Annotated in this window: 14 protein-coding genes; 10 read left to right on the plus strand and 4 right to left on the minus strand. The window is 68.3% G+C overall.

Annotation, left to right across the window (positions count from 1 at the left end; translation table 11 throughout):
- Nucleotides 1-380 precede the first annotated feature (380 nt).
- The gene (locus tag IF88_RS0116760) at nt 381-2,024 is read left to right on the plus strand and encodes a pyridoxal-dependent decarboxylase (RefSeq protein ID WP_030712104.1); all 1,644 of its coding nucleotides are present in this window, start codon (nt 381-383) and stop codon (nt 2,022-2,024) included.
- A gap of 460 nt (nt 2,025-2,484) precedes the next feature.
- Here the strand turns inward: IF88_RS0116760 and IF88_RS0116765 are convergent, their stop codons facing one another.
- Complete coding sequence (locus IF88_RS0116765) at nt 2,485-2,718, minus strand: hypothetical protein (protein WP_158754415.1); 234 nt, start codon at nt 2,716-2,718, stop codon at nt 2,485-2,487.
- A 688-nt stretch (nt 2,719-3,406) separates the two neighbouring features.
- Between IF88_RS0116765 and IF88_RS0116775 the strand changes: the two genes are divergently transcribed.
- The 4 genes from IF88_RS0116775 (at nt 3,407) to IF88_RS0116795 (ending at nt 7,659) form a co-directional block, all read left to right on the plus strand.
- A complete protein-coding gene (locus IF88_RS0116775) occupies nt 3,407-3,628 on the plus strand; it encodes a hypothetical protein (RefSeq protein ID WP_158754417.1) in 222 nt (73 codons plus the stop codon).
- A gap of 1,987 nt (nt 3,629-5,615) precedes the next feature.
- On the plus strand, nt 5,616-5,930 hold the full coding sequence (locus IF88_RS0116785) for a hypothetical protein (protein WP_158754419.1): 315 nt from the start codon (nt 5,616-5,618) through the stop codon (nt 5,928-5,930).
- A 142-nt stretch (nt 5,931-6,072) separates the two neighbouring features.
- A complete protein-coding gene (locus IF88_RS47830) occupies nt 6,073-6,834 on the plus strand; it encodes a hypothetical protein (RefSeq protein ID WP_234323559.1) in 762 nt (253 codons plus the stop codon).
- 597 nt (nt 6,835-7,431) lie between these two features.
- Nucleotides 7,432-7,659: a hypothetical protein gene (locus IF88_RS0116795; RefSeq protein ID WP_107050552.1), complete on the plus strand. Its 228-nt coding sequence runs from the start codon at nt 7,432-7,434 to the stop codon at nt 7,657-7,659.
- 23 nt (nt 7,660-7,682) lie between these two features.
- Here the strand turns inward: IF88_RS0116795 and IF88_RS0116800 are convergent, their stop codons facing one another.
- Nucleotides 7,683-8,120: a hypothetical protein gene (locus IF88_RS0116800; RefSeq protein ID WP_051837034.1), complete on the minus strand. Its 438-nt coding sequence runs from the start codon at nt 8,118-8,120 to the stop codon at nt 7,683-7,685.
- 643 nt (nt 8,121-8,763) lie between these two features.
- Here IF88_RS0116800 and IF88_RS46540 point away from each other — a divergent pair.
- Complete coding sequence (locus IF88_RS46540; protein WP_158754421.1) at nt 8,764-8,928, plus strand: hypothetical protein; 165 nt, start codon at nt 8,764-8,766, stop codon at nt 8,926-8,928.
- Between the two features lie 90 nt (nt 8,929-9,018).
- Nucleotides 9,019-9,342, plus strand: a complete 324-nt coding sequence (locus IF88_RS40400; protein ID WP_234323560.1) for a hypothetical protein — start codon at nt 9,019-9,021, stop codon at nt 9,340-9,342.
- A gap of 276 nt (nt 9,343-9,618) precedes the next feature.
- Here the strand turns inward: IF88_RS40400 and IF88_RS0116815 are convergent, their stop codons facing one another.
- A complete protein-coding gene (locus IF88_RS0116815) occupies nt 9,619-9,870 on the minus strand; it encodes a hypothetical protein (protein WP_030712122.1) in 252 nt (83 codons plus the stop codon).
- A 129-nt stretch (nt 9,871-9,999) separates the two neighbouring features.
- Nucleotides 10,000-10,767 carry a class I SAM-dependent methyltransferase gene (locus IF88_RS0116820; protein ID WP_030712124.1) on the minus strand — a complete coding sequence of 256 codons (768 nt, stop codon included), beginning with the start codon at nt 10,765-10,767 and terminating at the stop codon, nt 10,000-10,002.
- A 92-nt stretch (nt 10,768-10,859) separates the two neighbouring features.
- Between IF88_RS0116820 and IF88_RS0116825 the strand changes: the two genes are divergently transcribed.
- The 3 genes from IF88_RS0116825 (at nt 10,860) to IF88_RS0116840 (ending at nt 12,633) form a co-directional block, all read left to right on the plus strand.
- Nucleotides 10,860-11,369, plus strand: a complete 510-nt coding sequence (locus IF88_RS0116825) for a winged helix-turn-helix transcriptional regulator (protein ID WP_030712126.1) — start codon at nt 10,860-10,862, stop codon at nt 11,367-11,369.
- A 281-nt stretch (nt 11,370-11,650) separates the two neighbouring features.
- Nucleotides 11,651-12,001 carry an asparagine synthase-related protein gene (locus tag IF88_RS0116830; protein WP_030712128.1) on the plus strand — a complete coding sequence of 117 codons (351 nt, stop codon included), beginning with the start codon at nt 11,651-11,653 and terminating at the stop codon, nt 11,999-12,001.
- A 233-nt stretch (nt 12,002-12,234) separates the two neighbouring features.
- Nucleotides 12,235-12,633: an STAS domain-containing protein gene (locus tag IF88_RS0116840; RefSeq protein ID WP_234323570.1), complete on the plus strand. Its 399-nt coding sequence runs from the start codon at nt 12,235-12,237 to the stop codon at nt 12,631-12,633.
- The last annotated feature ends 18 nt before the right edge of the window (nt 12,634-12,651 follow it).

Genomic DNA, 12,651 nt, shown 5'->3' on the forward strand with positions numbered 1-12,651 from the left:
AGGGGGTGCTCGTAGTACGGAAGTCTGTTTGACCGCGGAGCGGTTCATCACCATTCCGGACCGATGCCGAAACGTCTCTCCTGGTGGCGCCCTTTAAGTATTGAATGCAAACCAAACTCACCCGAATTGGCTACCGCCGACAAATGAGGGCGTTGCGTGGCGCATATCCTGTGTACCGCGAGGCGACTGGACAGCAACCGCGCCTGCAATCGCTGTCGTTTCTGCCGCTCAGCGCTCCGTGGACCAGCTCCGGCCTCCCGGTTGCCGAGCATCGCGCCCGCTTTTATCCCTTTAGATCCGAGCGTTGTCCGATTCTGTCGCCGTCCGGTTATGACCTGAACCGGGCAGTCGTTTCGTGATCGCTCAGAATCGGACACGGAATGACAATCGAGCACTCGGGTACGTCTGTGGCGGCGGTGCCGACCAATGACGACTACCGGCTGGGCGCTGGCGCCTACTCCGACGAGCAGCGGATCGCGGTCCTGGCCAAGCTGGAGGGGTACCTGGGCGAGCAGCGCGGTCGTGTGCTCGGGTATCAGGTGAACTTGTCGCTCGACGGCCACGCGGCGCTGGGGCGGTTCCTGGGCTTTCACATGAACAACATCGGGGACCCGTTCATTGACAGCCATTACAGCCTGCACTCGCGGTGGTTGGAGCGGGCGGTCCTGGAGCACTACGCCCGTCTGTGGCACGTCCCGTTGCCTGAGGATCCGGCCCGCCCGGGCGTCGAGCACGGGTGGGGGTACGTGCTGTCCATGGGCAGTACGGAGGGCAATCTGTACGCGATGTGGAACGCGCGTGACTACCTCGACGGCAATGCCCTGGTGCGTGACGAGGTCTCCGGCGAAGCCAGCTGCCGCACCAGCTACCTGCGGGCCAAGCACCCCGACGACAATCCCAACGCCTACATGCCGGTGGCGTTCTTCTCGCGGGAGACGCACTACTCGCACATCAAGGCGATGCGGGTGCTGGACATCCCGACTTTCTACGACCTGGGCGGAAGCCTCTATCCCGGCGAGTGCCCGATCGACGTGGTCGGCACCGGGATGCCGACGTATAACGGATGGCCGCTGGGCGGTGTCCCGACCACCGGTGGCGACGAGGGGCCGGGCACGGTCGACGTCGACGCCTTGGTCGCCCTCGTGGACTTCTTCGCTGCCAAGGGCCACCCGGTGCTGGTCAACTTCAACGTCGGGAGCGTCTTCAAGGGCGCCTTCGACGACGTCCAGGGCGCCTGCGAGCGCCTGCGGCCGGTCTTCGAGCGGCGCGGCCTCGTCGACCGCACCGTGCGCTTCGATCCCGACGACCCCGAGCGCGTCAGCACCCGCAACGGCTACTGGATCCACGTCGACGGGGCCATGGGCGCCGCCTACGCCCCCTACCTGGAGAAGGCCCGCGATAACGGACTCACCGACACCGCGCCCCCGGTCTTCGACTTCCGGATCCCCGAGGTGTCCTCCATCGTCACCAGCGGCCACAAGTATCCCGGAGCGCCCGTCCCCACCGGCATCTACATGGCCCGCGCGGGAGCCAAGCTGCGCCCGCCGTCCGACCCCGCCTACGTCTCCTCCCCCGACAGCACCTTCGCCGGCTCCCGCAGCGGCTTCGCCTCCCTGGCCATGTGGAACCACCTCGCCCAGTCCAGCGAGGAGCAGCAGATCCGCCAGGCCGCCGAAGTCCTGCGGATCGCCAAGTACACCGCCGAACACCTGCGCGAACTCAGCGAGCAGCTGCGGGAACGCGGTGAGCCCTGGGCGGAGGACGGCATCGAGGTCGGCCACGCCGACCACGCCCTCAGCATCTGGTTCCAGCAACCCCGCGCCGACATCACCCGCAAATACTCGCTGGCCTGCATGCCCCTCAACCTTGGCGGCCGCCGCCACGACTACAGCCACGTCTACGTCATGCCCCACGTCACCCAGCAGTTGATCGACGAACTCCTCGCAGACCTCTCCCAGCCCGGAGCATTCGATCGCTCCGCCGACAGCGACGCAGTGCGGCCCCCGCTCCCCCACCAGCGCTGACCCCGACCGGCACGGGCAGGACATCACCGCCTGACGGCCGTCTGCGGTGGTGGCCCGCGCGCACACGGACAGGGCAGCACCACGGACGGCTCGTCTTCACGCCGTGACCGGGAGCGGGCAGGCCGTACGAGTAGTACCGCCGCTTCTCACCCGGGAGACCGTGCCGCCGCCGGGCGGGTGGGAGTTCCCTGACGGTCCCGCCCGGCCGCCCTCGCCACGCTGGCAACGGTCCTGGACCGAGGAAGGCGGCGGGCCCGCCCCGAGCGGCTGTGCACCCCTTCTCTCTCCATCCCCTCTTCGAAAGAGGTACCTGCCGATGTCACCAAAAGCGTGACTGCCCCGCATCACGGCGCTTTCCCGCGCCCATGACCTGGAGGGCGTTGGTCAGCCGGCGGGAGCCTGGACCGAAAAGGAGGAATCCAAAATTCACATCAGCTGAATCGACCCGGCAGCCTCTACGTCACCCCTCCGAGGCGATGACGTCCTGCCAGCCGAGCACCCCGACCTGACCGATCCTGCAAAGCGAACTGCGGACTCCGGGCGCAACCGGAGACATGCTGTTCGGGCGTACGCTCCTCGTTGCGCGCAGCGTGGTGTTCAGGCGGGTGCGCAGGTGTATGAGGGCGTCGAAGTCTGCGATCTGCGTGAACCTGGTCAGCAGGTGGCCGGTCAGTGCCTCGTCACCGTCTCCCACCGCCAGCACGGTCGCCTCGACTGTCTCCCGAACCGTGGGAGACAGTCCCCCAGAGCCAGCTGCGTGCCCACCAAAACCGTCCTCGCCCTCTGCGGACAGCAGCCTCACCTCGCTACGCACGGACAGATTGCGACGAGTTGGCACGCACGGTTTCGGCTCCGGGTCGGCGCTGTGTGGTCATGGCCCGATCCTGCGCTCCCCCGAGGTCAGCCAAACTCAGGAACGCCGGTGACAGGCCTGCGCTTCATGGCGGGCAAGCAGTCTCGGCTGCTCGGGCGGTTTCGAACTCAGCCGCCGACCGGGGCCGGTGGTGTGCAGGCGGTGATCACATCCACCCCAACGACGCCGGCTACCAGCGCATGGCCCAAGCCATCCCCCTCACCAGACTCTGACAAGCAACGCCGGCCCCAGTCGCAGCCATGAACAGGCTGCACCGTCAGGCGTGCGGTGATCCGGCACTGTCGCTTACGGGAGCACCGTCGTCCGGGGCTGCTGGGCGGGGGAAGAAGAGGTCTTCGAGCGCGTCTGCAACGAAGAGGAAGGCCATCATCACGGCCGGTAGAAACAGGGCAAGCAGGATCACAGAACCTCCCAGCAGGTCGGTCTGCGGGCTTCGCGGCCCGGCTCTCAGGATGGGGCCGAATGGCGGAACGCGCACGGTGACCCGGCCCGGCCGCTGCCGGGAGCCGTGCTCGATGTGCTGGAGCACGGCTTCGGCTGGGTCGGACACGTGCAGCTCGTCACCGGACGGCCGACCAGCGACGCCGACAAGGCCCCGGCCGCCATCGAGGACGCGTACGACCTGCTGCCCGGGTCGGTCGTGGTCGACTCCGGCGGCAGCGGTCCGGAAATCTGGGTCTACGAGCGGCCCTCCGCCGCCCGGCACCACCGGCGCCACCCTCAGGACTGATGGCCGCCACGGACGTATGGGTGGAGCTGCACAGCGAGGCCCTGGGCGTACGGATGGTGCGCGCCGACACCGTCAAGCAGGTGTGGTGGGCTACGAAGCAGCCCGCATTCCTCACCCTCGCCCTCCAGGGCGGGCAGGAGGCCAGGCTGGACGACGCCAGCGCTGGCAGCGTTCTGCGTCGGTCCAAGGCCAACGCCGCGGCCGGGCTCAGGCCGAACTGGATCACCCACGACGACACCTTCCACCTGGTCGACCGTCGAACTGGTACATCCACACACTTGCCCAGACCAGTCTCCTCATCGTCGGCAATCTGCACAGCGGCCTCATCGGCTCGTGCCAGTCCCAGCGGCGCCGATCGCCGGGGCACGGCTCGGGAGCACGCAGCGGGGACGACCCGCAGAAGCTCTTCACAGAGGCGTGCCTGCATGGGCTGAGCGCCAGGCTGTGCGAGGACGTCGACGCGCTGGACAGCTCCTGCCGCCGCAGGTGGACAAGCTGGCTGGGAAAGTCGCCGAGGTGGGGGAGGAACCGCTGCCAGCCCCTGCGGGACCTCACTCTCTACCGCCGCTCTACCACGCCGCGTTCAGCAGCCAGAAACGGGTAATGCGCAGATTGCCGGGGTTTTTGTGCATCTTCTCCGGTGTCCGGATTGCCGGGGTTTTAATGCCCGCGGCAATGTACAGAACGGATTGCCGGGGTTTTTCAGAGATAGCGGCCTCCGCCATTTCGACCTGGCGGAACGGCCTGCTGGGGTGCGGAATTGGATGGCGCACCAGCCTGCCGCGTCGGGCTCTTCGGGCCACGGCTCGCGAAGCGATGTCACCGCCGACGACAAGGCGCTCGGCCGATCATCTCCGCAGCCTTCCCTTGGCCCAGAGCCTGCATCACCCGGATGCGGGCCAGCGGAGCCCAGGGATGTTCCGGAAGCGCGCCAACGCCATCGTCCCGGGGAGGCAGAGGCGAGGGCCGGCGAGACCTCCGAGGTGCAGTCGTTCAGCGCGTGGTGTCAGCTGCCGGCGAGGTGCTCCCAAACGGCCTGGTGTGCAGGATGGCCAACACGGCTCATGGACGACTCGGAACGGCTCCGCACCCGAACGAGGAGAGACGGTGACGAGCTCCTCCCCTGGCCGGTGTCGGCCGCGGCTGCCGGACGAGACTGCCGGACGGCCTCTACATGAAGGGACAGGACGTGCTTGAAGCGTTGGTGGCGCCTCAGTTCGAGGGTGTCCACATGCCAGAGTCGGCCGGTCCCGGATGACGTCAGTGCGGTGCAATTTGTGCCTACTGCGGCAGAAATGAGCACGATCCACAGGAGGATGCCTCCCACAGCTGGTCCTTTCAAAGGCTGAGGTTCAAGGGGATGCGCAAGGCCGGGGCGCTGCCGACCTTCGGCATAACGCGGAGGCATATGCAGAGTTGTGCTCTCTCATCCGATTGCAGCCATGCGCAGCAATCTGCCGACGTCGGGCATCTCGATCTATTTACCGATGATCAGTCGGTGGTTGTGGTGGCCAAAGGAGGGTTGGCAGGTGACCCGGCCGACCACCGGCCGAGGATCGGCGCGCTTCCGTGGGGCCACGGGGCGTCCGCTAGGCGGGAAGCAAGTCAACGGAGCCGGCGATGGGGGCTCAACGCTGGGGGGGCAGACAGGGATGACGGCCTGCGGCAAGAGCCGGCGATATGCGTGGACAATCCCGTCGTGCATGAGAGCCGCCGCCGCGGGTGCACGGCACGCAGCAGAGCCGTCGCATCGGAGCATGCGCGTGGCTGCCCGGCCGGTGCGGGACCGGGTAAAGGGTTCGTCGCGCTGCTTGCGTCAGCTGCAGCTCATGGTCTCCCGAGTCACGGCGTGACGGCGCGAAAAGGGCGCGGCTACGGTCCTCCTGGTTAGTTTGGAAGACCGATAGGACGGCGTCAACGCTTATTCGTCGACCACCATCACCCGGATGGCACACACCCAGACCGACACCGAGAGCGTTTATGAAATATGGCAACAGTAAAGCTCCCCGTCTTCGTCCGCAGGACTGCGGACGAAGACGGACAGGGAGACAGCTTTCGCTCCGGGGCTACCAGGATCGGGAAGTGGATGTTCACTCCGCCCTCCACCGACTGTGCCGAGACCCGGAACGCCACGCTGAGACACGAAGATCGGGAAATCGATCTTCGGTACTCCTCCACGATTCTTGAGGACCTCCTCCACACGATGAGCGTGATCCAGGTCGAGTTCGGCAGGCGGTTGGGGAACATGGCAGCATCCGCAACGGCTGTCGGCGAGTGCTCGGGTGGCAGCTCCCGTGTATGAGTCGTACGGGTACCCAGACATCCACGGTGTCCATCCCCAGGCGGAGACCTCCGCGTTCTGGGACCGGACCGAGCACGTACAGCACCCCTCTAGCGGGCAACCGCTCGGCGGGCCCGGTGAGGCGCATCCGTCGTGGGATCCGGTGGAGGAGCTGGCCATCCTTCTCCAGGAGAGCGCTGCGCCCGGGCAGCCGGAGCCCTTCATCCGAGTCGGCTTCGACGACACCGGGGTCACCGGTGACACGGTCAGCACCCTCGGCCTCGTCGCAGGGCTGAAGCACACCCCTACCGGGCGGCCGCCCACACGAGCCTCCAGCGGGCACCGCCGGAACCCGTCGAAGTCGCCGGCAGTGACCCTGCTGCAAACGGGCAGCGTGTTCACCGCCGTGCTGGTCGGTGCCATCGCCGCTGTGGTGAGCATCCTCAGTGGGCTGGCCATCTGCGACGCCCTGCGCCACAGCACCGGACCCCACACGGACCGCGAAGTGGCCAGCTGGTGGCCCCTGCTGATCTACGGCCCCTGGATGGTCGCCTCCCTGTCCATCCTCAGATCCGCGCTGCACCAGCGCCGCGCGCTCCATTCCTGGTCCATCGTTTTGTTGTTCTCAACCCTGGCCACGCTTCTGTGCGTAGCCCAGGCACCCAGAACGATCGCCGCCGGGGCGGCGTCTGCTCTTCCTGCCGTCGCGGCGCTGGCCTGCTTCCAGCAGCTGGTCCGCCAGATCACACTCACGCGACCGCCTCGCCAAGCCGCTCCGCGACACCGAAACCCGCCGCCCTTTGCGTCCGTTCCGCTCAGGCTGACGGCCGCAGCCAGACGCAGCCCGGCCAGTGTCCCTCCCGACTACCCTGCGGCAGACAACAGAGCTGTCCGTTCTCCGTCCCACAGTCACAAATTCGGGTAAGACGCATAACGGTCGTACGTGTGGGGCAGTGCCACTCGTGCCAGTTGTCCGCCGTCCAAGCGCGGGGAGTGGGAATCCCGGGCGAGCGTCCCAGCGGAAACGGCACTGTCGGACGATGACGCAAGAGGGTCGAGCATCCCATGGGCGGCGACCGCGAAGCACAAAGGCGGTAGCAGCCGCTAACTCCCTGGCCAACCCGGTCCTTCCCACACGTCGAAGGGGTGCTCGCCTGCACCTTTGAAACGAAGATCGAAACCGATAGTCACGGGCCGTGCGCAGACTCAGCCCGACGGTCTACCCATCCGTGCCCCATCCGAGCCTGGGCTACCCACCGCGTTGCGCCTCGGACCGCACCCCGGCACCCAGACGTCCGGTCACTGCGGCACATCCGAGCGGCGTGCCGTGGGGAATGGTCCTGCCCGGGCAAGGCGGGCCACTGCCGTCGGCATCTGCAGCGTGCGTGCTGGCCAGGGCCGGCGCACCGGGCAAAGAGCCACACCACGGCGACCGAGTACACAACGCGCTCCGGCGCCTCATCCCCCGCGCTCACCACAAGAGGTCAGCAACATGGTGTACGAGTTGTCCCACACTGAACGAATGCAGTACAAGCGGCGCCAGGACGCCGCCTACCAGGCCGGCGAAGAGGCTGTCACCAACCTCCAGGCGGCGCTCGCGCTCGCAGACCTGACCCTTCCCTCCCTGAGCAACGGCGGGCCGGTGGCCGGCCACGGCTTCGTCCGGCTCGGAGGATGCAACGCGGCCTTCGCCAACCGGCTCGCCGAAGTCATCGCCGCAGGTGCCGCGGCTCTGCAGTATCAACGGTGAATCGGCAGGGCACTGGGGCCTTCTCATCCGGGGCTGAGGCCGCTCGCGCGGGCGATGCCATCCAGTTCGGCGGTGATGGACACTTGCTCGTTGTGCCGGCAGGCCACCGCGTCACGGACAGCCCTCGACGCGGCAGTGTCGTGCTCGGCGCCGCCCTCCAGCACCGCCCACCCCGATGTGCCATCGGGCCCCGGGACCTCCGCGAGGCGGTGATCCATACGTCCCGTGATCATGACCGCCAACACGGTCAGGTACTCCCGCCGCAGATCACTGGACAGGAAGCCGTCACCCGGCACCGTCGGAGGAGCGGACCGCCCCTCGGACAGCAGCCCGCACGTCGCCTGCACAGCTCTCACCAGGGCCCGGAACTGCTGCCGAGACATCTGAGCCCGCAGTGCTTCCAGGTACACGCCAAGGACGTCGAACTCATCACCACCGCCTTGGCCGTCGTTCACGTTCATGCCTCAACCCTCCCCAGGCCCCTGCCGCCTACACCCGGCGCACGCAGCACACCCCAGAGGCGAGCGCTCCCTCTGTGCCATGCCATCTGCCCTCAAGTCAAGATCCAGGGGGCTCGGCAGGGCAGCGACCGCACCGTGCCGAGGGGTCTCCCCCGGGCCCGGGAGAGACGGGATTTCCGTTCAGCCAGGTACCTGGACACGTTTGAAAGAGCTCTATGACACAGCGCTCGTTCGAGCCGGGCCGCCCCACCAGCGGAGCGGCCCGCTCTGAGGTTTTCCCCAGCCGTGACGGCTCCGGTAGGCACGGTGCGTCCCCCGGCCTCGGACCACCCCGCCGAACCAAGCCCCCAAAGATCATCCGGCTGGCGTCTCCAGCGCACCAGGATCCGTAGCGTTCGGGGCAGCGGTGTCGGGCGGGCGCAAGAATCGTTTAAGGATCGTGACCGCTGATCAGCGAAAGTTCTTGCCTCATGTCCTGGGGCAGGGCTGGCTCATGCCCGGTTCCCTCATTCCCACGCAGATCCGGCCGTACGCTGCCGGATCCGGTCGGCATGCCCGCCGCGGCGGCCCCGAAGACCAATCCGCGCCCCTGTATGCGCGGCTCGCAGCGGAGTGGACTGCACGCGGCGCCGCGGTGCCCGGTATGCCCGACCCCCTCTGGCAGCGCCTGATCTCCGCGGAGCACTTCGAGCAGGAAACCGAATCCACCCTGCGCCGGCTCCACCTCGCTGCGGACCCGACCCCACCCTTGTACCTGCCGGACCCGGACGCCGACGAATCACGTGAACCACCCACCCGGCACCAGTGAGCCTGCAACCACCCGCGGGCGTTCTAGGCAGCGTCCGGCCCACGAATCCGTTGAGCCGAATGGTGTGAACGACCGGGACTGGCACTACCCGTGGCCGAGACCCCCCTGGCCTTCCTCCCCCACGACCCCGAGGAAGGCGTCGGCACCCTGGCCCGGGTCCGCACCGTCGAAGACCCCGACGGCAACGTCGTCTTCGAGCGGCGCGCGGAGCCTATGGCCCTGTGGGCCGAGGCCGGAGAGAACCTCCGGCGGATCGTCCCGCTGCTCGGTCCGGACGCGCCGCCGGCGGATGAGCCCGAGGACTGCCACCTGTGCCCCGGCTGCTACCGCCCCGTCTACGAGAGCTCCTCCTCGCACACCCTCATCGGTGCCAGCCCGATCCCGGTGATCGGTCTGTGCCGGCTGTGCGTCTAAGGCAGCACACTTCGCTCGCTGCGCCAGGCCGACGTGCCCATCGACCCGCAGCAGCGCGTCGTCCTGGAGACCGTGGCCGCCGCCATGGCGTAGCCGAGCCGCCGGCCCCGGGCAAGCCCGTCGCGCGGAAGGCTTGCCCAGTTCCCCTTGGGCTTGCCCAGTTCCCCTTGGGCTTGTCCAGACGCGCAGGCTTGCCCGGCCTCCCGTTTCCCCATCGGGACCACTCGCTGGACCGAGGCCCGGGCGGGGCGCAGCCGGCCGGCTGGGGTCTCCTGGCTAGCTCTCGGAGGATTTCGCGGACGGCGGCAGGGCCATGTCGAGGAGCGCGTCGACGGTTTCCTCGCCCAGCTTGCTGTCGAGGTGGAGGGATCGGGGGATGAGTTGCCCGACGGTCTCCGGGTCCACGTCCAGCCGCGTGGGAGCGTCCAGGCAGATCTCGCTCAGGAGTCCTGCGGTGCGATCCGACTTTCGCCGGACGTACCAGTCGAAGACCTTGACCACGTCGGGGCGGAGGGGGCCGAGCCACATTCCGCTCCTCCCCCGCTATGCGCTGACCACGATGCCTTTGACGCCGGACGCATCCGTCCAGGTGGGCAGGAGGCCTCACGGCCCAGGTTGGGTTGGCCGGGGATGGCCGATCCGAGGCCGGGGCGTGGCTCATGCCCGGCGGATCGCGTATCCCAGATATGTCACCAGCGGGCTGCCGTCAGGTTCGATGACCATGCCGACCAGTTCCGGCAGTTGCCCGTCCGTCACCGTGCCGCGCCTGCACCCGCGTGTCGCGCGCAATAGGTCGCGTGCGTCGCGCGGCTTGAACGCCGAGACGTCCTTCGCGGACAGCCCCGCCCGGTTGAAGGCCTCGGCGAGTTCCACCGGACGGCGCAACCGCTGTGCGGCGTAGCGTGCACGGGGCATGATCCGGGTGCCCGGGAAGGTCTGGAAGGCGCCGAGATAGATGAAGCGGGACACGAGCGTGCGGTTCACCGTGTCGTAGACGAAGGCTCCGCCGGGGCGCAAAACGCGCGCGGCCTCCGCGAGGACCGCGTCAGGCCGCTCGGTGATTTCGAGGGTGTCGGCGCAGTACACGAGGTCGAAAGAGCTCTCCGGCAGGTCGAGGTGCTCCGCCGGGGCCGTCCGGTAGGTGACGCCGCGTCCCTCGTCCGCGTTCCGGGCGAGGGTGGTCGCGGCAGGGGACGGATCGGCGGCGACGACCTCGAACCCGAGCCCGGCGAGGCCGCGGGCCAGAAGGCCGCGCCCGCTGCCCACGACGAGCGCCCTGCCGGCCGCTGGCGCGAGGTTCGACTCCCCGATCACGCGGCACAGGTACTCCATGCGTACGGACTGGAAGGTCAGGGCCCGGATGTGACGCCCGTCGACGGCCCCGGAGGCGTCCGAGTCGAGTGCGATGTGCTGGGCGCTGGTCATGGCGGGCTCCCTCGTCGATCCGGTCAAGTTCCCCCAGGGAACCTAACATTGACGAGTTCCCTCAGGGAATGCGTAGGCGATACGGTGGGGCTGTGGCCCGTACCTCCCTTTCTTCCGCTGCATGCTCGATCGCCCGCGCGACCGACCTGTTCGGCGACGCCTGGACGGCCCTGATCATGCGGGACGTCCTCGTCGGCATCCGGCGCTTCGACGAGCTGGCGGAGGACATCGGCCTCTCCCGCAAGGTCCTTGCGGCGCGGCTGGCTCGGCTGGTCGAGGAAGGCGTGCTCGCGCGCGAGCGGTACCAGCCGAGCCCGCCGCGCGAGGAGTACGTGGCCACGGAGAAGGGCCGGGAGCTCTACCCCGTCCTGCTGACGCTGATGGCCTGGGGCGACAAGTGGTACGCGGATCCCGCAGGGCCGCCCGCCCGGATCCGCCACGACGTCTGCGGGCACATCGCCACGCCGGTCGTGACCTGCGACGCCTGCCGGGATCCGCTCACGGTGGCCGCCACGACCCAACTGCCCGGCCCCGGCGGACGGATAGGGCCGGGGACGCTGCTCCTGGGGCCGCTGATCGCCGCGCGCGGGCAAGGGACCTGAAACCGCCCGAGCCTGCATTCGGGCTGCCCGGCCTGCGCTTCTGGGGCCAGTCCGGGGCTCGGGCCAGCGGGGGGCTGGACTCGACCTCGGTCCTCGGCCTGCTCGCCACCTCAACGGCAACTCCCCGCTCCTTCAGCGTCGGGTACGAGCTGGACGAGAGCGGTCCTTGCGGTGGCAGGACGAACGCGTCTACGCAGCTCAGGCTGACGCTGCCCTCGGATCGGTTCATCAGGAAGCAGTCCTGAACGACGCGGAGATCACGGCGGCGCTGCGCGCGAACCATGACACATCTGTCCGAGCCCATATTCAGCCAGACGGCGGTGAGCACATGGGCGATAGCCAGACTGGCCTCCCAGTACGGCAAGGATGTTCTAACCGGTGACGGAGCCGACGAGCTCTTCCTCGGTGACGACTACTTCACCAAGATCGCCCCTGTCGCCCGGCGTGCCGAGCGCACCTGGCGTACCGACTATCTGGATGCGATCGGGTGGCTGGCCGAGCCGTGGCGGTCGTCCCTGGTCGACCCCGCGCAGTTCGATCACAGCCGACAGACCCTGTTCGAGACCGTGCCGCATGACAATCGCGAGGAAAGAGGTGTCCTTCTCGCCAGGGGGCTTGCCCACGGGGTTTGACCTGCAAGAACAGATCATGTCCGATTTAGGAGGGTCCCACCTGCGGTCACACCCACGGTCCCCCGCTGAAAGCAACCCTCCAAGCAACGGTCCAGCCTCCTCCCGGTGCAACCCCGGTCCCGGCCTCTAGGCGCGCTTCAGCGCGCCGTACACCGGCCCGTCGCCGTACCGGGCCACGATGGGGCCCCGTAGGTCCGGAGCCTTCGGGTGACGGGAGCAGAACATTGATCAACGTGGACGTCCAGCGCTGTGGCAGCTCGATTCTGATCAGCGCCACCGGGGAGCTCGATGAGGGTGCGGGAGAGGTGCTCCAGCGCGCGCTGGACCACGTGACCATGGACGAGCGCGATCTCGTGGTGGACCTGCACGCTGTTGCGGCCATGGACGTCGACGGCCTGCTCCACCTCCTGAGCCTGCACCGGCGTGCCGAGCGTATGCGTCTACGGGTTCTGGTCACCGGCTGGCAGCCCCAGCCCCAGCAGTGCATGGCCACCGTGGCCGGCATCCCCGGGCCCAGAGCGGGCACCGGGGAGCGCTACGCCCTGGCAGGCTTCCGCCGGCTCCTCGAGGAGAAGGCGCAACGCTCACGGGAGCGCGCCGACTTCGCCGATGGCTGGCTGCCCCGCCTCTAGCCACGCCCTGGCGTCGCT

Source organism: Streptomyces sp. NRRL F-2580, from assembly GCF_000720115.1.
GTDB lineage: Bacteria > Actinomycetota > Actinomycetes > Streptomycetales > Streptomycetaceae > Streptomyces.